17 protein-coding genes are annotated in these 20710 nt (G+C 42.2%); 10 read left to right on the top strand and 7 right to left on the bottom strand.

Going from position 1 to position 20710, the window contains the following annotated elements:
• The first annotated feature begins 2 nt into the window (after window positions 1–2).
• The 6 genes from AC1XUD_RS24970 to AC1XUD_RS24945 all read left to right on the top strand — a co-directional run bounded on the left by AC1XUD_RS24970 (window position 3) and on the right by AC1XUD_RS24945 (window position 5087).
• Window positions 3–917 (top strand): transporter family protein, encoded by a 915-nt coding sequence (locus AC1XUD_RS24970; RefSeq protein ID WP_483363771.1) that lies wholly within the window; start codon window positions 3–5, stop codon window positions 915–917.
• Window positions 918–980: 63 nt separating this feature from the next.
• A complete protein-coding gene (locus AC1XUD_RS24965) occupies window positions 981–1466 on the top strand; it encodes a hypothetical protein (protein WP_483363770.1) in 486 nt (161 codons plus the stop codon).
• A gap of 159 nt (window positions 1467–1625) precedes the next feature.
• Window positions 1626–1943, top strand: a complete 318-nt coding sequence (locus AC1XUD_RS24960; protein WP_483363769.1) for a DUF6787 family protein — start codon at window positions 1626–1628, stop codon at window positions 1941–1943.
• A 183-nt stretch (window positions 1944–2126) separates the two neighbouring features.
• Window positions 2127–2960 carry a mechanosensitive ion channel family protein gene (locus AC1XUD_RS24955; protein ID WP_483363768.1) on the top strand — a complete coding sequence of 278 codons (834 nt, stop codon included), beginning with the start codon at window positions 2127–2129 and terminating at the stop codon, window positions 2958–2960.
• Between the two features lie 123 nt (window positions 2961–3083).
• Window positions 3084–4406, top strand: coding sequence for a signal recognition particle protein (gene ffh / locus AC1XUD_RS24950; protein ID WP_483363767.1), 1323 nt, complete (start codon window positions 3084–3086; stop codon window positions 4404–4406).
• A gap of 189 nt (window positions 4407–4595) precedes the next feature.
• Window positions 4596–5087 (top strand): hypothetical protein, encoded by a 492-nt coding sequence (locus AC1XUD_RS24945; protein WP_483363766.1) that lies wholly within the window; start codon window positions 4596–4598, stop codon window positions 5085–5087.
• A 55-nt stretch (window positions 5088–5142) separates the two neighbouring features.
• Here the strand turns inward: AC1XUD_RS24945 and AC1XUD_RS24940 are convergent, their stop codons facing one another.
• Window positions 5143–5787, bottom strand: a complete 645-nt coding sequence (locus AC1XUD_RS24940) for a hypothetical protein (RefSeq protein ID WP_483363765.1) — start codon at window positions 5785–5787, stop codon at window positions 5143–5145.
• 26 nt (window positions 5788–5813) lie between these two features.
• On the opposite strand from AC1XUD_RS24940, the gene AC1XUD_RS24935 reads away from it, so the two are divergent.
• Window positions 5814–7334 (top strand): NADH-quinone oxidoreductase subunit N, encoded by a 1521-nt coding sequence (locus AC1XUD_RS24935; RefSeq protein ID WP_483363764.1) that lies wholly within the window; start codon window positions 5814–5816, stop codon window positions 7332–7334.
• Between the two features lie 112 nt (window positions 7335–7446).
• Here AC1XUD_RS24935 and AC1XUD_RS24930 read toward each other — a convergent pair whose 3' ends face one another.
• From AC1XUD_RS24930 to AC1XUD_RS24905, 6 genes are all read right to left on the bottom strand, one after another.
• On the bottom strand, window positions 7447–8313 hold the full coding sequence (locus AC1XUD_RS24930) for a TraB/GumN family protein (protein WP_483363763.1): 867 nt from the start codon (window positions 8311–8313) through the stop codon (window positions 7447–7449).
• A gap of 86 nt (window positions 8314–8399) precedes the next feature.
• Window positions 8400–10754: a lanthionine synthetase LanC family protein gene (locus AC1XUD_RS24925; RefSeq protein ID WP_483363762.1), complete on the bottom strand. Its 2355-nt coding sequence runs from the start codon at window positions 10752–10754 to the stop codon at window positions 8400–8402.
• Between the two features lie 52 nt (window positions 10755–10806).
• Complete coding sequence (locus tag AC1XUD_RS24920; RefSeq protein WP_483363761.1) at window positions 10807–11970, bottom strand: hypothetical protein; 1164 nt, start codon at window positions 11968–11970, stop codon at window positions 10807–10809.
• Between the two features lie 124 nt (window positions 11971–12094).
• Complete coding sequence (locus AC1XUD_RS24915; RefSeq protein WP_483363760.1) at window positions 12095–12496, bottom strand: hypothetical protein; 402 nt, start codon at window positions 12494–12496, stop codon at window positions 12095–12097.
• Window positions 12497–12881: 385 nt separating this feature from the next.
• Window positions 12882–14474: a M28 family peptidase gene (locus AC1XUD_RS24910; protein ID WP_483363759.1), complete on the bottom strand. Its 1593-nt coding sequence runs from the start codon at window positions 14472–14474 to the stop codon at window positions 12882–12884.
• Between the two features lie 226 nt (window positions 14475–14700).
• Window positions 14701–15621, bottom strand: coding sequence for a class I SAM-dependent methyltransferase (locus AC1XUD_RS24905; protein WP_483363758.1), 921 nt, complete (start codon window positions 15619–15621; stop codon window positions 14701–14703).
• A 494-nt stretch (window positions 15622–16115) separates the two neighbouring features.
• On the opposite strand from AC1XUD_RS24905, the gene typA reads away from it, so the two are divergent.
• The 3 genes from typA to AC1XUD_RS24890 all read left to right on the top strand — a co-directional run bounded on the left by typA (window position 16116) and on the right by AC1XUD_RS24890 (window position 20680).
• On the top strand, window positions 16116–17930 hold the full coding sequence (gene typA, locus AC1XUD_RS24900) for a translational GTPase TypA (RefSeq protein ID WP_483363757.1): 1815 nt from the start codon (window positions 16116–16118) through the stop codon (window positions 17928–17930).
• 177 nt (window positions 17931–18107) lie between these two features.
• Window positions 18108–19106, top strand: a complete 999-nt coding sequence (locus AC1XUD_RS24895; protein ID WP_483363756.1) for a phosphotransferase enzyme family protein — start codon at window positions 18108–18110, stop codon at window positions 19104–19106.
• Between the two features lie 299 nt (window positions 19107–19405).
• Window positions 19406–20680, top strand: a complete 1275-nt coding sequence (locus tag AC1XUD_RS24890) for a Glu/Leu/Phe/Val family dehydrogenase (RefSeq protein ID WP_483363755.1) — start codon at window positions 19406–19408, stop codon at window positions 20678–20680.
• Window positions 20681–20710 lie beyond the last annotated feature (30 nt).

The raw sequence follows: 20710 nt of genomic DNA, 5'->3' as shown, positions 1-20710 counted from the left end.
GTATGAAAATCAAAGAGATACTTGGTCTTGTTATTATATTAATTATCACAAATACGACTGCAAAGGCCTGCGACGCATGTGGCTGTTCCAATAGCGGATCCTACTTCGGGTTGATGCCTCAGTCGCATAAGTCGTTGATAGGAGTAAGATATCAGAGTCTGAACTTCGTAACACATCCGGACAGTCATGTACTCAGAACGGAGGAGAGTTTCCATATCACTGAACTATATGGTCGTTTTTTCCCTGTAAAGCGGGTTCAGGTGATGGCATTTGTTCCTTACCGTTTTGCAAAACAGGTCACAACTTCTGAAACCAAAAAGCAAAATGGTATTGGAGATGCGACGGTATTGGCTAACTACAATATTTTCAACACCTTCATGGATAAGGAAAAGGCCACATCTTTCAACCATACTTTAATGGTCGGAGGTGGGGTGAAGCTGCCTACCGGCAAATTTCAGTATGATGAAAACAACACAGCCGAAGTTGCTAATCCAAATTTTCAGTCCGGAACGGGAAGTACCGACTTCATCCTGAACGTTTTCTACACACTTAATAAAGATCAGTGGGGTTTATCTACCAACGTTTCCAGAAAATTCAATACCGAAAATGCAGAAAACTACAGGTTCGGAAATCAGGTTTTTGGAACTGTTGATATATACCGCTCCTTTCAGGCTGGAAAACTAACCCTGACGCCAAGTGTAGGCGTGTATGGTGAAAATGGCGAAAAAGGACGTCAGGATGGAAAGGAAGTGCTGGAAACGGGCGGATATCTTGTGAACGCCACGGCAGGGTTAACCCTATTTTCGGAACGCTGGACTTTAGGCGTAAATTTTCAAACGCCAGTAGCTCAAAAGCTTTCAGCTGACTTCGTCCAAGCTCACTCCCGCGGGCTCATCCAGTTGGGATTTTTGTTTTAAACAAAGAACTCGGGCGAGCGTCCGATTCGCTGAATAACATATCTAAATCATTGACTTGACATTATGATTAAACATATCATGTCGTTGCTTCTCATGGCGTCTGTTATCTTGAGCTGCAATCAAAAAGAAAAACAAGAGGAAAAAGAAGTAGCCGATCACGATCCGATGTCTCACGAACACGCTGGGGATCCCCGAACGGCGGAAATTATGGCCATCCATGACAGCATCATGCCTCGAATGGATGATCTGATGATCATGAAAACGAAAGTTGGGAAAGAGATCAAGTCATTGGACAGTCTGTTATCTAAAAAGACCGATAGCAAGCTGGATTCGCGTAAAAAGATGGCGATAGAAATTTCTCAAAAACTAGAAAAAGCTGATCATGAAATGATGGGTTGGATGCACCAGTACAAAGCTGATACGCTAAAAGGCATGACGGCAGAACAGGCCACAACATATTTGAAGGATCAGAAAACAAAAATTGAGGAAGTGAAAAAAGTGATGGAAACTTCACTTGAAGATGCCACCCATTTTATTGAAAAAAAGTAGGACTGACTACCGGAATAACTGATTTAAGTAAAATTACCAAGAGTCGTTCTTTACATATCAAATGACGTGGATCATCATTAAACCTTCTTTACAATACTGGGATATTGACGATTGCATGCTTTCTTTGCAAAAAAATTTGATAGACAAGCTTACGAAACGATGACAAAAAACGCGCAGCCCTGGTTGGGAAAAATGCAAGAAAAATGGGGTTTGGAAACAACCAGACAGGTTTTGTTGGTTTTAGCCGTTTTCAGTTTGTCAGGCTCTTCTGTGGTTTGGCTCCGCAAAGGGCTCTTTCATTTGCTCGGATATGATGACGCCACACCCATGTGGTTGAAAACAATTACCTATATTCTTTTCATCTTCCCTACATATCAATCGCTGCTATTGATATACGGATTTCTTCTAGGCCAGTTCTCATTTTTCTGGGAAAAGGAAAAGAAAATGTTCCGTTGGATCGCATCAAAGTTTAGATAATTACTACAACAAGTAGCTAAATTAGTTGGGGTCGAGATCTGGAAAAATGCCAGATTTCGACCCCATTTCTTTTTTGATTTTTCTGTTATTATCGATTGACTGTCTGGCGATTGGCTAAAAATTAACGTATTATCGTGACAATGTTTGCCAGTATACGTCCAACTTCAAATCATTTAACCAGCTATGATCCCTGAGAATCTAAATTTTGATCTGATTAAGGCCACACTTCTAGCCGCTGCGGCTCAATATGGTGGCAAAATTTTGTTGGCAATCATCGTCCTGGTTATTGGTCGATTGATAATTTCCAAAATTACATCGCTATTCAGCGCGGCAATGAACCGCAGGCATGTAGACGGGGATGTGCAACCTTTCCTGAATTCCCTGATAAGTGTTACGTTAAACGTTATGCTGATCCTCAGTATCGCAGGAATATTGGGAATCCAGACAACTTCTTTTGTTGCCATTCTTGGTGCCGCAGGTTTAGCAGTTGGTCTGGCATTACAAGGAAGTTTGGCCAATTTCGCAGGCGGAGTTTTGATTTTAATTTTCAAGCCCTTCCGCGTAGGTGATCTGATCAAATCAGGCGACTTTGTGGGAGTTGTGGAAGCGATTCAGATATTTAATACCATTCTGGTAACAGTTGACAACAAAACCATTATTCTTCCTAATGGCCCATTGTCGACCAACCCACTTACCAATATCTCAGGGAAAGGCCGAATCAGAGTCGATATGGTATTTGCTGCAGGTAGTCAAAACGGAGTAGACAAGATTCGTGCAGCTATTAAAAAGGTAATTGATGCGTGCCCGACTGCATTGAGAGATGTGGACCATGATATATTGGTTACGAAGCTGACTGAAAATGCCATTTATTTTGATGTTCGCGTTTGGACCGAAAGTGCCACTTTTTGGGACACATATTACTTCATGCATGAGGGTATCAGCAAGCAATATGCGATCGACGAGATAGGGGCACCGATTCCGGCCGGCATTACAGTTTCGATGAAGCCACAGCAGTAATTTCTTATTATAAGATTGATAATAAAGTAAGGAGTACGGGATGTTGATTCCTGTACTCCTTATTTTATTCTTACATTTGCAAATTATTTCCAATAGCATTCAGAATCTGATTCATTCAATCCCATGTTTGAAAACTTACAGGACAAACTTAATAACGCGTTCAAAACCCTCAAAGGTAAAGATCGTATCTCCGATATAAACGTTGCGGCAACGACTAAAGAAGTAAGAAAAGCACTTGTTGACGCCGACGTAAACTTTAAAGTTGCCAAAGAAATTACAGACCGGATCAAGGATAAAGCCATTGACCGGAAGATTTTAATCTCGGTTGAGCCCGGACAAATGTTTGTCAAGATCGTTCAGGAAGAGCTGACCGAATTGATGGGTGGCCAGGCAGAAGGGATCAATATCAAAGGTGATCCTGCCGTGATTTTGATCGCAGGTCTTCAGGGTTCTGGTAAAACTACATTTTCCGGAAAACTTGCTCAGCATCTTAAGAAACAAGGTCGTCAGGTACTATTAACCGCCTGCGATGTATACCGTCCGGCGGCGATTGAACAGCTGAAAGTATTGGGTGAGCAGGTAGGCGTTGAAGTATTCTCTGAACCGGAAAACAAAAACGCTGTAAGTATTGCGGTAAATGCAGTAGCCCATGCTCGCAAAACCGGCAAGAAAATCGTGATCATCGATACGGCCGGTCGTTTGGCTGTAGACGAGGTGATGATGAAAGAGGTTGAAGAAATTAAGTCGTCTGTCAAGCCATCTGAAATTCTTTTTGTAGTAGATTCAATGACTGGTCAGGATGCGGTAAATACTGCAAAAACCTTTAACGAAAGACTGAATTTCGACGGAGTTGTCCTTACCAAATTGGATGGTGATGCGCGTGGTGGAGCGGCGTTATCGATTCGTCAGATCGTTGACAAGCCAATTAAATTCATCAGTACTGGTGAAAAAATGGAAGCGCTTGACTCCTTCTACCCTGATCGTATGGCGAGCAGGATATTGGGGATGGGTGATGTTATATCGCTCGTTGAACGTGCTCAGCAGGCTTTTGATGAAGATGAAGCCAAGCGTATCAACGCAAAAATGCGTCAGAACAAATTCGATTTTGACGACTTCCTTGGTCAGCTTCAGCAGATCAAAAAAATGGGTAATGTGAAGGATCTGATTGGTATGATTCCGGGTATGGGAAGTGCTATGAAAGATATGGATATCGACAACGAGTCTTTCAAACCGATCGAAGCGATCATCCAGTCGATGACCAAAAAGGAAAGAGAAAATCCGGATATCATCGATGGCAGCCGTAAGAAAAGAATAGCAACTGGTAGTGGAACTTCCGTTTTACAAGTCAACAATTTGATCAAGCAATTTGATGAAATGCGTAAGATGATGAAGAAAATGAACACCATGCAGGCGGCCGGCAAGCTGACCAAAGCCTTGAAACGATAAAAATATCTTACCACTCGCCAGAACTATTATTGTTTGGCGAAAAATGGTAATTGCATTGCGGCGATGGGATTGGCAGCAAAGACTGAAAGGAACGAAGAGATCTGTAATTCAGGATCTTAACCTTTGAGTCTTTGCCTAAACGGAATTGCATTAGAAGCCGAAATAGATCTAACTTAACACTCCATATTAATGAAACGGTTAATTCCGCTTGTTTTTGCCCTGGTTATATTATCCGGTTCATCATTATTTGCTCAGGCTTCAGTTGGTTACTATCCTTGGAATAGTCTTTTAACGGTGAGCACCAATCCCACAAAAGTGCTTTGGCTTGACACACGGGTACAAGCAAATTCACTTTTCAGTGGCCTGAGTTTTGATTTGCTTCCTATGGTGAATATCAAGAGAGGTAAGGTCGTGCAATATTACCTCGGTGGAGGTGTAAGAATCAATCCACTTTTGCGAATAGCTGATCCCAAAGCCGATTTGATCACAATCGACGGATATTCAATCAATTTCGGAGCCAGAATTGCTCCACTTCCACAAAATAGAAATATACAGCTTGCGATTGAACTGAACCCATATATCAAAGATGACCTCGAAAGCGGAGTGTTGAAAAGCAATTTCGGGTTAATATACTTCTTTGGAAGAAGAGAAAAACAGCCGGAAAGCGAGATGGCAAAGTAAACTATTTATACCGGGCAAGACATACCTCGAATCATCCCGGCTTGCCCGATATTCTTTAATTTCCTCCCTTACCTGCGACATACGAATCGTACTCCTCCAATAACGTCACCAGATCTTCATCCTGGTCAAAGTCGAGCAGCGATTCTTTGATCACGTAATTCATCTTGTTTTTCTGATCGGCGAGCACTTTTAAAAAGCTATTCCGGTCACTAAGACTAACTGGATTCATTTTCTCGTTTTTCAAAATGAACAGTTGTCCGCCATTTGCAACAGTTACGCTGTTTCCAGTCGGACTGAACCTCTTTAACAATTTCACATTACCATCGTAAAGAACCTGATAAAATGACTGCTCTGATGCTTTGCCAACAGCCGGAAAGCCATTTCTAAAATTGTAAAGCGCATCGCCGGTGGGTAAAGAAAATGCGGTGACGTCCGGCCCCGTTCGATAAGTATCTGCACCTTTCTTGAATTCAAGCTGATCCTTACTGGTATCATATCGAAATTTTACGCCATCATATACCTGGCCATCCTTTGTGGTTACAGCGCCGGAATACCAGTCGTCAAAGAGAAAAGGTGAAGATCCTGCCGAAGCCTGAAGTTCAGTAACCTTCGTTCCCGCCAATGCTGTTGAATCCTGAGCCATCGAAATATGCCCAAGGAAAACAGTCAAAATATAGAAAACACCAACAAGATTTTTCATTTTACGATTTGTTTAGTGACATTACGATGGAATCACTACCATCTTTGTTTACTTTTGCCACAAAAATTGTACCTGCAAAATTGGATTTAAATCTACAGCTGATCAATATACGAAGTAGCCTGGACGGAATTATCCCCGAAATTTTCCTCGCGATATTATTCTGTGTCCTGTTGCTGGCCGAAATTCTGTTTCGTAAGAATCCTGAGACGTCAAAGAAAACTCCCCTCTTGCAGAATATAGCACTGGCAGGTTGCATACTAACTTTTGCACTCGTTTTTGCTCAATGGAATGACCGCGCAAGTTTCCGGTTCGCGCCACTTTTATTTCTAGATCATCAGGCTGTTTTCTTTAAACTGATGATTATAACAGCCTGGTTTTTCACGCTGGTGCATATTCGTGTTTTGAAATACGACTTTCCAGCTGAATTCAATGCACTTATAGTCAGTGTCGTTTTGGGGCTTCATTTGCTCACCATGTCCACTCACTTTCTGACGATATACTTATCGCTTGAATTGGTTTCCATATCATCTTATCTGCTCGTAGCGATATCCCCGTATAAAAAAGCTGCCGAAGGAGGTATTAAATATTTACTTTTCGGGGCGGCAAGCTCCGCGGTAATGCTATATGGTATATCATTCATATATGGCATTACCGGCACGCTGGATATCACCAATGAGGCACTGACCTCCGGTTTGGCCAACAATTCAAATTTGGTCGTAACGGGTACCATTATCCTGACGCTCGGTGGTTTGCTGTTCAAACTTTCGCTTGTACCCTTTCACGTCTGGACGCCTGATGTGTACGAATCAGCACCAACGCCTTTGATTTCGTTTCTCTCCGTTGCTCCAAAGGCGGCAGTCATATTGGTTTTGCTGCGACTGGCGAGTATTATGCCCGGCCAGTTTCTTCCGATCATTGGCGGAATGGGCCTGATCAGTATGACTATCGGAAATATTTCCGCCTTATGGCAAACTAATGCGCGACGCTTGTTGGCATATTCCTCTATCGCTCAGGCCGGATATCTGATCGTCGGTGTGGTGGCATATAGCCAGTTTGGTTTCGAATCTGCGGTTTTTTACACCGCGGGATATCTGATATTAAATATGGCGGCGTTTTTCCTGATCGACTTGCTGAATCCTAATTCAGAAACAAAACTGTCGGATTTTGAAGGGCTGGGTAAAAGTAATATGTGGATTGCCGGTATTCTGACCGTAGTAATGGTCGGTTTGGCAGGCTTACCCCCAACGGTTGGATTTACGTCCAAATTGCTGATTTTCTCTTCTCTTTGGGAAAGTTACCTGAATCGTGAGCATTCGTGGATACTCTGGCTTTTGATTGGAGGTATATTGAACGCAGCGATATCACTGGCTTATTATTTGCGACTGCCATATCTTTTGTTTTTCAAAAAACAGGAATCAAGCAATCTAGTAGCTAATAAAACCTATCACATCTTGACCGGCCGTGTTGTGGCTGGTGTATTGTTGGTAGCGGTCATTGCGCTTTTCATTAAACCGGAGTTGCTTTTGCAGTGGATTACAAGGTTTTAAAAACTGATATCAAGATATTTATGATTAAACCATTTAGAAATTAAGAGTCATTAAGACCTAACTTTGCTTAACTTCTGAATGGTAAAAAATCCAACGTCACACCCAAAGAATCTTACTTGGTTGCAATTGGCCGCAGTTGATATCCATTCTTTCTTAATAGTTCCACCACTCCATCCGGCCCTCCCAAATGTGCCGCACCGACGGCAAAAAAGGTAGGTTTATCTTTTATCATTTTTGATATTCTCGCTATCCAACGGTGATTTCGGTCTGTTAACAACACCTTTTCGTCTCCTTCCATACCATAGTCACTCTGTATCGAAACCTGATACAAACTATCCATTTGCCCCGCTTTGTATAGCTCTATCATTTCAGACAATTCCTTCCTGGCCTTTGGTAAACTGTCCACCATATTCAATACCATTTTCACTTGGTCCTTGTAAGATATCGTATCAAAAACCGCCATTTGCTCTTCGATCGTTTCAATTCCGAGCACTTCGGATTTCTGTTGGGTCGCCATTTCGACAAGCTTCATTTCATAGGATTGCGGCTCACAATTCATGACTTTACTATAGAGGGGAGCCATCAGAATAAACGATTTCATTTTATTAAACATGTCAATTGAAATACCCATTGAGTCCTTGTAGAAGGTATTAAGCCGAGTATATTCAACTTCGGTGAGCAAGGTTTTGAGTTGGGAATCTCCGCTCATCATCATGGTTTTCATCATTTTGGCAGTCATCGTCGGATCGTCCATGTCGATCTCCAAAGCCAGTTGCTGCGTTTTTGAAAACAAATTTTTCAATGAATCGCTGATCGAAAAATCTTTCGCACAAATCAGATGTATAGTCCCGAAAAGATAGCTGGACTGGGTCTGGCCGGGTGATTTAATCTCCCACAACAACGAGTTTCCCGCTGGTTTCTGAGCTTTTGCTTGTATATAAAAAAGGGAAAATATCCCCAGCAACAGGAGTCTGTTCATAATTATTCCGGATTTATTCTACCTCAAATAAGAAGAAAAAATCCGGAATAAAAGTCAAAACAAGCGGGAGAATCTTTCTGTAAGACCTACTCGAACAAAGGCATTTTTGCATAAGCCGGTTGCTCCAATTCGACAAGGAATACTCCGGCACCAACATTTCCTTTGTATAAACTATGATTTTTCATTTGACCAGCGTGCATACCAGGCAGTAACTTTTTGCCCATTTTTCTAGCTTCGTTGTAGTAGTATTCGTTTCCTGTTGTATTGTAAATATTCAGAAGCGCATACCCCTCACCCGACTTTCCGCAGCATAAACTCCCGTTGACGATCTTAGGCTCCGAGGCCTTCAGAAAATGCTGGACAGTTTTTTCGGCCATCGTGAGATATTTGATATCAGTCGTATAGCTGTAAAGCAAAGTCCACAAAAATGTATATCCCGCTGACCCATGACACCAACCCGTCCAGGATATTGGCTCATCGTTTGAAATATTCCATCTCATTGAATCGCCTTCCTCAATACCCAGGGCAGCAAGCTCATTCACTCTCTGGAAGAAATTAGCAGGCAGCGACTGTCCGGACGTTTTTTTCCATTTCAATGTCGCATACAAAATACCTGCCCAGCCATGTGCAATTCCGCGATATCTGATTGGATTCTCTTCTCCGATTGCCGCATAGGTATCCAAAATATCCCATATCTCTTTTGTAATCTTTTTACCCAAAGCTAAAAGGTCCGCATCCATGCCAGGAATAAAAGAGCGCATCGTGTCGTAAAGTAGCGCACAACCCATCAGGGAAGCCGATTTACCCAAAGTCAAATCCAGATTATCGCATGGTTTTTCTACGGCAGACATGAAATTCCGGACTGCGGTGAGAAAAGAATGGTGGTCCCCCATTTCCTTACTGATCATCGCCTGAACCAGATGTACTCCGCTTTCGGTATGATATATCGATGTTGCCCCAACTGTGGCAGGATTCAAGTCCATTTCTTTGGAGTAAAAGCTGCGTTCATAATTATGGATATATCCCAAAGCACGATCAGACCAGATATCAGCCAATGACAGGAGATTCGTGTCCGATTCCGACTGCGCCATCCGTAAGTACATATATGCGATACCTGCGGCACCAAAATTCACATTGCAAGTCGGTGATTGCTGTAGGCCTTTTGCCAGAAGCTTGCTGCTAAATCCATATTGATCCTTGAGCGACTGATTGTAAACCAGATTTGAAAGCTTTTTCTTATCTCTCCCTTTGTTCAAAAGACCGTTTTTGATCATCGTCAACTCGCCGTAAAATTCATGCACCGAAGCAAACCGATCCGACGGATTTTTTGAAAGTGCTTTTCGCAAAGCCGCCTCAACATCGGCCGTGGTGTCGATATCGAAATTTATAAATGGGATCGGGTCGTTTTGTGCAATCTGAGTATATAGTTTTTCCTGATCATATGAAAAATCAAGATATTGTTTCCCTGTGAAAAGTTGATAGACCAGCGCGCCCAACGCATATTGCTCGCCTAAAAATGAGGAAACAGGCGGTTGTTTTTGACTCAAAATAGCATGGGCATATTCAGGCTCAAAGAAAAAACTAACCCCTCCGCGACCAGCATATTTTTCATCTGAAGCCACTCTGGACAAGCCAAAATCAATGATCCGAACTTCTCCTTTTTCGCCAGCTAAAATATTCCCCGGATGGATATCTGAATGAACAATTCCTTGGCTGTGGATATGGCTATAAGCTCCGAGCACATTGATAGCCGTATTCAGCATATCGATCATATTCTTCGAATCGGAAAGATTTCGGTAACGTTCCGTTGCTTCCATAATATTTTCGCCGTCCACCCAGTTCATGACCATATAGTGATCCTGCTCAAATTCACCGGATTCAATCAGGCGAGGGTTTACGCCGCCGTCCAGCTTTTCCAAAATCTCTATCTCATTGTAAAAACCGGTTAGCAACACCTGATTCTTTGCTGTTGATTTAAGAAGTTTGAGCGCGTAATTGGCATTGTTATATTTCACTTTGTAGATTTCCGTATCCTTCGGGCCATCCAGTTTCGAAACAATTTCATATTGTTTAAACTTGTCGCCTTTGCCATATACCTTCACTTTTTGTTCCTGCGACCCTCCGTCGAACGCGACCAAAAATCCTTCTTTTCTCAATCTTACCAACATTGGATATGCGCCATCCATTGTTTTGGCAGCGTCCAGATTATTTAACATCGAATAGGTAAAAACACCTTCCGGCAGCGATTTAGGGGCTCTGAATTCTTTCAACAGCGCAGCCGACGCGGCGTCTATTACTTTACTGGTATTCCGGGCATTTGTATAGGTTACCACAAAATCATCCTCCTCGTATTCAAATTTACTGGCTGTCTGAGCGGGCAGCTCCTTTACGGGTAGTAGCTGTACATCTTCAGGCAATATATATAGATCATTAACGGCCATGGTTTCAATTATTTAATTTCTATTATTTAAATGGTGTTATCCAGCGAACGCCTCAATTTGGAATCCAATGGACCGGGTTTATTCCGTCTAGTGATATTCTGTTTAATATAAAATCCAGCTTTTTCTGCTCTGACAAACCTTCGAGATCGGTTTGGGATATCGTGCCGGCAATTTTTTCGGATATTCTGGCGCGCCAGCTTCCTCCTTCGGCCTCAGACATCATCTCCTGATTGGGCGGATCCACTCCCCACGAAAGCATCCCGGTGTCATCCAGTGCGCCAGTGAAAGGCACTCCTTGAGGTTCATATCCTTTCAAAGTTTCTTTTAACAACTCAGCAGCTTCCAGCAGATCTTCATGTTGGTGAAAGTAAACGACAAATTTATCTGGGCGAAGCAGCCCTGCACGGTCCATTCCAGTCTTAAAACTGAATGCTTTTGATTTTGTCAGGGCTCTCACACTTCTGATAAACACTTCAGGAAAAGAAGCGAGAACCGGACTGATGTATATCTTATAGGTATCATTTTCGCGTGAATTATGCGACTCTGCCCGGTCTTTTCTTGACCATGAAAGCCAGTGATAGCTATCTGTTGGCTCCTGTTTGTTCCAGTTTTTATACAGTTCCCAGCTATATAAATCATCCTTTCCAACACCCAGGAAATGCTCCACTTTTTCAACACTATCAAAATCATATTCCGAAATAGGGAAACCGGGCATTGAATTGAAGCCATATAGTTTGCTGGCCAATGTCCGGGAATCTGCCTCTTTCAAATGCAATGCATATTCGATCGCTTTTTCTGAAAGTTTGGAAAGGATACCGCCATTTGTTTTGACCGCATCCGGGTTTGTAAGATATACTGTTCGCTGAGCAGATGCTCCGGAAACAAACTGACCTTCCACCTCAACTTCAAATACTCCTTCAAGAACCAGTTTGACCATTGTCTCATTCACTTCGTCATCATAAGCAACCTGAAAATATTGCGGCAAATTACCTGGTTTTTGAAGTGCAAAGAAAAGTAACGCAACATCCGTATACGCGAGTTTAGCGATTGTCGATTCTTTACTGTTGTGACGGCGAAAAACGCCATATATATCCGGGTTGTCTATCAAACCGTTCAAAGCTTCCTGCTCCGATTGGTTTAGATTTCCCCATTCTATAAGTTCAAATGCCGGATTGGAACGAAACGTGGCGTTGAGGAGAAAATTAAGCTTTATCATGACTACTGGCATTTCTAATTTTGAACAAGACTTTAATTGCGGCATTGTTAATTGTAATCAACATACTATCGTCTCTAATTCCATGTTTAAAGAAGATAGTATGTTGATATAGAATTGATGAATTCTATCTAGGTCTGAACTTTCCTTTTTGTGCTTTTATTTCTTCAATCGCTTCGTTCAGCTTTTTCTCCAGATTGTCAAGTTGATTCGGCGCTTCTTTGATTTTCACGTCCACATATTTCTGAAGATCTGCTAAGTGATTTTTGAATTCCAAAAGCTCTTTTTCTTCAATATCATCAACCGTCTGCTGAATCGGAGTTGTCGTTTTCCAAATGGTAATATCGGTAGGAATCAGAGATGGCAAATGGCTACAATACAACACACTACATCCACCACAAGTAAAGTGGCCGCAAAGTGTTGGCCAGTTACAGAAATGAGACGGTACCGCGCAAAGTGTCTGCGTAAATTTCGCATTTTCGGCAGTGCCGACGGATATCACTAAGTCCTTGATTTTGAAAGTTTTCATAATGTTCTCGTTAAGAATGGCTAATAAAATTGCTCCATATTTTTATCGAAAAACGAATGGAATAAAACGGATAAGCTTGTTTTATCAGGGAATCACCCAACACGATTCTGGCTTGGCGACCGGCAATTTGATTTACCTCCTGAGGAAGTTATGCGACTCTTATTCATGGTGTTTTGGCTAATAGATTTTATGCCCCAAAATTATGTCGGCCTGCATCGTTTTTTAAGAGTCAGAGTACGCGTTTTTCAAAACACGTAATTCTCCGTGGTTTTGCACACTTTACTTAATATAAAAAACTGATATACAGTAAGTAAAACCGAAGTAACAAAAAAAGGTCCTGACTTACGCCAGGACCTTTGAATGCTATATATTGGGTTATTTCACCTCATTGTTTATTGCTGTCGACCACTATTCTTTCATCACGATTTACCAACTCCCAAGCGGTATAGAATACGAGCTTCACAATCGGAGCCTGCTTGTCGAACAGTATCTTTTCAACATCATCGCCCGGGCGGTGATAGTCCTCATGCACACCTGTGAAATAGAAAATTACCGGGACACCGTTTTTAGCAAAATTATAGTGGTCCGAACGATAGTAGAAACGGTTCGGATCTTTCGGGTCATTGAAGGTATAGTCCAGCTGGTAATGAATATACTTGTTGTTTGCTTCTTCACTAATCTCATTTAATTTGGAAGACAACTTATCGGCACCGATTACATATACATACTTCGGATCGTTCTTATGCGCATCATCCACACGACCAATCATATCTATATTCAAATTGGCGATCGTGTTTTTTAAAGGTAGCAATGGGTTTTCGGCATAATATTCTGAACCAAAAAGTCCTTTCTCCTCGCCTGTAACATTCAGGAACAAAATACTTCTGCGCGGACCTTTTCCGGCTGCTTTCGCCTCGCTGAATGCCTGAGCAAGTTCCAGCAGGGAAACAGTTCCGGAACCATCGTCGTCTGCTCCGTTATTAATCTGACCATCTGGAGATATTCCGATATGGTCTAAATGTGCGCTGATTACCAGTACTTCATCCTTTTTGTCAGTACCTTCCATATAGGCGGCCACATTCTCAGTATCAATTGTGCTGTCGATACGTTCAGCTTTCACGGCTACACTCCCTGAAACTGTTTTTGAAAGTGGCTTGCCGGTTTTCTGAATTTTAGTTTTGCTATCAGCAATAACTTTAACTGTAGTCTTCAGAATTTTTGCGGCCACCTCTGGAGAAATTACAAATGCCGAAACATTGTTTGGAGACTCCTGAACAGGTTTCAGAGTTGGAGCACCAAATCTTCTGGCCATAACCGCACGCTGTCTTACCTCTTTATCAAAATCATCACCCGTCTTTTCGGAGATAATAAAAACATACGTCGCTCCTTTTTCATGAGCCAGTTTTACCTTCTCTTGCCAAGCCAGACTGTTGCTCCATTTCGACTTCTCCGAACTTCCGCCAAGTACAAAGGTATCGTTTGCACTTTTTGGCTCACCGTCAAAAATTACAACCGTTTTGCCTTTCACGTCAATTGAGGTATAATCGTCGTACGAAGCATCCACGATACCATATCCCGCAAAAACCGCAGCGGTAGTTACTTCATTAGGAATGTTGATTATGCCATTGATATAAAAATCCTTGTTGAATTCGTATTTCTGACCATCTGCTGCAACCGAAACCTCACCCCAGCTTCTTTTGTAAAGTTTATACTTCTGATAGTAAGATTTCACACCATCTTCTCCAACCGCAATTGGAGCCAAACCATACTGCTTAAAATACTTGCTTACATATTCAGCAGCTTTCTTCTGCCCCGGCGACCCGGTATCTCGTCCTTCCAGGCTATCGGAGGCGATGATGACGAGATGCTTCTTCAAATCCTCAGGCGTAATAGATGCTGCAAATTTGCTTGCATCGTCCTGTCCATAACACAAAGTACTGAAAGCCAGGAACGCCCCGGCCAATAGGTTTCTATTCATTCTGGGCTTATGTTGAAAATAATATTTTGCAAAGAAACGAAACGAGCCTGCGATTGCAAAATATTTTACGGAGACGAACAGACGGAAACATGATGTTGATTAGCCTGAAAAACAGATTCCAACCAGAGCCCCGCTGCCCCGGTCCTAGCCCATAAACGGTATTTCGATTTCTTTCCAGATGTCCAATCAACAAACTTACACCTGGAAGTCGACCTCCGTTTAAAAATCAACCACGTTTTCTGAGATATATGCTTCCTCCGCGCCCATGCATTGTATAATTTGGCATATCCTTCAAAACACCTTCTTTGTGGAATGACTGCATGAAATCATTGAAAAGAATAATCTCATACTGCTCCTGGTTGGTTAAAAACGCTCTAAGGATATACGCCTCATTCCAGCCAAATCTGCCGTTCCCATATATCACCCATTCCTTGGGATATTCAAATGGGAAAAAGATATCGTGGATATGGATGATTACGCCGGGCTTTATTTTGGGTAAAATTTCAAAAAGCAGATAGTTGACATCGCTACCGGTTTTCGAAACATGCGTCGAATCGATAAATAATATGTCGTTCTTTTCGAGTTGCGTAAAATACTCAACATCAACCCCTTGCAAATCACTTACTTTCACTTCCGTTGATTTGCGATCGCTGTCTTTCAATAGCGAATTCAATCGATCGGGATAAGGTTCTATAAAACTGAGTTTTATGCTATTGTTGCAAAACCGTTCGTTTACATCCAGCATAACTGCCGATGAAAATCCTGATCCTGCTTCTATTATTCTTTTTGGATTGAAATGCCGAATAGCAAAGTACAGAGAAGTAGCATCGGCGTGTCCGAAGTATTTATTATTGTAATAGTACCTCGTTTCAGAACTGACGTCTTGCGTGAAAGGCAAGACGGAATAGTAACTTTTTGCACACTGCGCCAAAAGCTCTGATTGCTTTTCTTCATTCAATGCTATTCCGGGAACCTGTTTTTTTAATACCGGATATATCTGCGCTTCTCTTCTTTTCACTTCGTCGACTGAAACGATAGGGCTGTAGTAATGCCCGGCCGGAACCCTCGTTCTGTAAGTATTAAATTTGCGGACCCATTTTCCCAGAATAGGGAGATTTTTTACAGTTTCAGTTAAAGTGTTAGGCATGGGAGGGTGAGTAAGTTGGGTTCTACTTATTTTCAGATAAATATAACTATAGACAACGGTGGTTACAAGCCTTAGTTTATCTAAACATATATATCCCAAGAAGGCTGAACAATTCGGTAAATACTTCGAAACTCCCTAATAAGTATTTCGCGAATTAATCCTGAAAGAAAGCAATTGAGATTAAAGGCAATATTCTCCAGCGACCCAATCGGAGGTCATTTTTCGGTGGCTAACCCTACCATTCTCCAAAATGAAAGGGTTAGCGCCAAAAGCTCGATATTGAACCCATCCAATATTAAATTTCACTTTTTTGCACTTATCAAAGTCGGTATGCCTTTTTTTGATTGTTCACGATAAATTAATTGTAAAACACTGTGATTCAGCTAAAAAACTCTGTACCTTTGCACCCTATTTGGCCGGAAAAATGTAGCGGAATTAGTTGAGGCGAAATTTTAATTCCATTCGGAGGCCATAAACACTTGAAAAATAACACAATGCAAGCCATTCGTAACATCGCAATCATTGCGCACGTTGACCACGGTAAAACGACTCTGGTTGACAAAATCATCCATGCTTCAAAATTGTTCAGAGACAATCAGGAGTTCGATGATCTTATTCTTGACAATAATGACCTTGAGCGGGAACGTGGTATCACTATCGTTTCAAAAAACGTATCTGTACGTTATAAAGATGTAAAAATCAATGTAATCGATACTCCAGGTCACGCCGACTTTGGTGGAGAAGTGGAACGTGTACTTAAAATGGCGGATGGTGTTCTACTTTTGGTAGATGCTTTTGAAGGCGCTATGCCTCAAACCCGTTTCGTTTTGGGTAAAGCTATTCAGCTTGGTTTGAAACCAATCGTGGTTGTAAACAAAGTAGATAAAGAAAACTGTCGCCCGGAAGAAGTTCAGGAAAGTGTATTTGACCTGATGTTCAACCTGGGTGCAACTGAAGACCAACTTGACTTCGTTACCGTTTACGGTTCTTCGAAACAAGGATGGATGAGCGCTGACTGGCAACAGCCAACAGACAACATCACTTTCTTGTTGGACACTATTATTGAGCAAATTCCTGCACCGGTTATCGAAGAAGGAACTTTGCAAATGCAGATCACTTCTCTTGACTACAACGCATTCGTTGGTCGTATCGCGATCGGTCGTGTGAAACGTGGTGGTCTGAAAGAAGGACAAACATTGTCGCTTTGCAAAGCAGACGGCGTGATCAAAAAAGTGAAAGTGAAAGAACTTCAGATTTTTGAAGGTCTTGGAAGAATAAAAGTTGCCGAAGTTGGCGCTGGCGATATTTGTGCTGTTACTGGTATTGACGATTTCGAAATCGGAGATACGCTGGCAGATCTTGAAAACCCGGAGCCAATCGCTCGTATCGCGGTTGATGAGCCTACCATGAATATGTTGTTTACAATCAACAACTCTCCGTTCTTTGGTAAGGAAGGTAAATTCGTTACTTCTCGTCACTTGCGTGACCGTCTGTTGAAAGAAACAGAGAAAAACCTTGCTTTGCGTGTTGAGCCTACGGATACTGAAGATAAATTCCTTGTTTTCGGACGTGGTATCCTTCACCTTTCTGTATTGATCGAAACCATGCGTCGTGAAGGTTACGAATTGCAGTTGGGTCAGCCGCAGGTATTGTTCAAAGAAGACGAAAACGGTCAACGCCTTGAGCCGATCGAAACATTGGTAGTAGACGTTCCTGAAACAACTGCTGGAAAAGTAATCGAATTGGCTACTCAAAGAAAAGGTGAGCTTTTGATTATGGAACCGAAGGGAGATTTGCAACACCTTGAGTTTGAAATTCCTTCACGTGGTTTGATCGGTCTTCGTTCGAACGTGTTGACTGCAACACAAGGTGAAGCGATCATGACGCACCGTTTCAAGGAATTCGGAACATTCCGTGGACCAATTCCAGGTCGTATCAGTGGTTCGATTATTTCGAAAAACACAGGTCCGGCTACAGGGTATACCATTGATAAATTGCAGGATCGTGGCCGTTTCTTTGTTGAGCCAGGTGATGAAATTTATGGTGGCCAGGTAATCGGTGAGCATAACCGTCCGAACGATATCGTGGTTAACTTGCAGGAAGCGAAGAAATTGACCAATATGCGTGCTTCTGGTACGGATGACGGATTGAGAATCGCTCCGAAAATTAACTTCTCTTTGGAAGAATCTATGGAGTATATCCAGAAGGATGAATATCTTGAAGTAACACCTCAAAGCATGCGTATGCGTAAGATCTATTTGGAAGAAAATGATCGTAAGCGTTATGCTAACAAGGTTGAAATGGTTTAATTCATTTCATATATATTGGAAAGGAGATGCGGTTCGCGTCTCCTTTTTTTATGAATTGCAGTTGCTTTTGAGCTATAAATTTAACGCAGAGTTATATGAGTAACGCAGTCAAATCTGAAAACTCAGCGTGACTCCGAGATAAACTCTTCACAACTCCGCGTTTAAACAAAACCACATATGCAAGTATTCCCAGTCACCAACTCCACCCTTTCCGGCACGCACCTTGCAAAATTGCTGATCTCAGCATATGGCTTTTCAGAAAGTACAGCCTGCACCATTTTTCGTACGGGTATCAACGATTCCTATATGGTTCAGGACGGCCTGGAAAGATATGTTCTGAGGGTATATAGTTTTGGCTGGCGATCCGAAGTTGAGATCCGGGAAGAGATCAGACTTTTGAATCTACTTTTTGAAGAAAATATTCCCGTCTCCCGACCTGTTCCATTACTATCAGGCGGTTATTTACAGTCCATCCTGGCGCCCGAAGGGCTGCGATATGCGGTTCTTTTTTCCTTTGTAGAAGGTAAAAAAGTTCGAAATCTGTCAGCCGATCAATGCTTCCGAATTGGAGAAATCATGGCGCATCTGCATACCGTTACTGTGAACAAAAGCGTGCATCGAATTCAATATAATACCGAATCCCTGCTCCATATCCCCTATCAAACCACACTCAAATTCTTCGACGAATCATTGGACGAGATGAAATTCGTCAGAGCTATGAGTAAGATCGTTCAGCAGAAATTTGAGACGGTAGATCAAAAGCTATTTCGTTCAGGAATCGTACATATGGATATCTGGTATGACAACATGAACATCACGGAGCAAAACCAAATTTCCCTATTCGACTTCGACTTTTGTGGGAATGGGTGGTTGGTACTAGATATTGCATACTTCATCATGCAACTCTTTCACACAGAACCTGATAAAGGGGCATATGAAAGTAAACTTAAACATTTCCTCGAAGGTTATCAAAAAACACAGCCCATTTCAGATGCCGAAATGAAGCTGATCCCATATGTCGGTTTCGCCATCTGGATCTTTTACCTGGGCGTCCAGGCTTCCAGATTCGAGAACTGGTCCAACGTATTTTTTACTGAAAATTACTTAAAGCACTTTGTTGGACTCAGTAAAAAATGGCTTGAATCTCACGAGATTGCACTAACGACCACTTATTAGTCAAAAAACATATCGCTGGGCGATAAATACGTTGTACAAAATTTTTTATAAAAATTATACAATTTATCGATTTCTCATAATTGGGAATTGCATATTGTTTATTTTGAATATTCGGAGGAAGTATTCATATCCTTTCAGGTTACACCAAGCTTAAAAAACAATCTTCTATTTCCCAAAATCGAGCATCGGTGGCTGGTTGTGGCTTGATATTTATTCATATTATTAAAAGGTGTATGTTTATGTCGTAATTGGACATAACACATTTTAATTAATTAAATAACAGCCAGTTACCTATCAATATGTCATATATAGAACCGGCTCCGATTAAGGACAAGGAAAATCCTTTGGAGTCAATGATGCAACGTTTTGACAAAGCCGTTGAACTTTTGGAAATATCAGATGAAATGTACCATATCCTTAAAGTCCCGCGGAAGCAAGTCATTGTCGGCCTGCCTGTTACGATGGATTCGGGTAAAATAAAAACTTTTGAAGGATACAGGGTCATTCACTCTACCATCCTCGGCCCCAGTAAAGGGGGGATCCGCTTTGACCCGGATGTCAATCTGGACGAAGTACGCGCACTGGCAGCATGGATGACCTGGAAATGCGCCGTTGTGGATATACCTTACGGAGGCGCAAAAGGCGGAATAGCTTGCAATCCAAGAGAAATGTCGGCGGGTGAAATTGAAAGATTGATGCGTGCCTATACCACGGCGATGCTCGATGTTTTCGGTCCGGATCAGGATATACCAGCGCCAGATATGGGGACCGGCCCGCGTGAAATGGCCTGGCTTATGGATGAGTATTCCAAGGCAAAAGGAATGACCATTCCGGCCGTGGTTACCGGAAAACCGCTGGTGTTAGGCGGTTCACTTGGCCGGACAGAGGCAACTGGTCGTGGGGTAATGGTTTCTGCTTTGGCTGGTATGGAAAAATTGAGGATTAACCCATATCGCGCCACTGCAGTAGTTCAGGGATTTGGGAATGTCGGCACTCACGCTGCTTCGCTTCTTCGGGAACGTGGTGTTTCAATAAAGGCTATCAGCGATCTGTCAGGAGGATATTACAATGATAACGGAATTGATATTGAAGCTGCTATGGCCTATCGAAATAATAATGATGGCTCTCTTGAAGGTTTCCCTGGTGCCGAAGCCATGTCTGGAGATGAGATTTTCTCTTTACCAGTCGACGTACTCGTTCCTGCTGCAAAAGAAGATGTGATAACCCGAAAAAACGTAGAAAGTATTCAGGCAAGGATGATCGTGGAAGGCGCAAACGGCCCAACCTCGGCCAAAGCCGACAATATCATCCACGAAAAGGGTATCATGGTAGTACCTGATATCCTGGCCAATGCGGGTGGCGTAACGGTTTCCTACTTTGAATGGGTGCAAAACCGTATCGGCTACAAATGGACGCTCGAAAGGGTAAACCGGAGAACCGACCGTATCATGAAAGACTCGTTCGACAAGGTATATGAAACATCACTAAAACATAAAATATCCCTCAGGATCGCTGCATACGTTGTGGCAATTGACAAGGTAGCAAGCACTTATAAATATCGGGGAGGATTTTAAAGGTGAGGAGGAAGGAGAAAAGGGACGAAA

This window comes from Dyadobacter sp. HNCC25DJ184 (assembly GCF_056895215.1).
The sequence above is the reverse complement of the archived record's forward strand: the minus strand, read 5'-3'. Positions and strand labels throughout refer to the sequence as shown.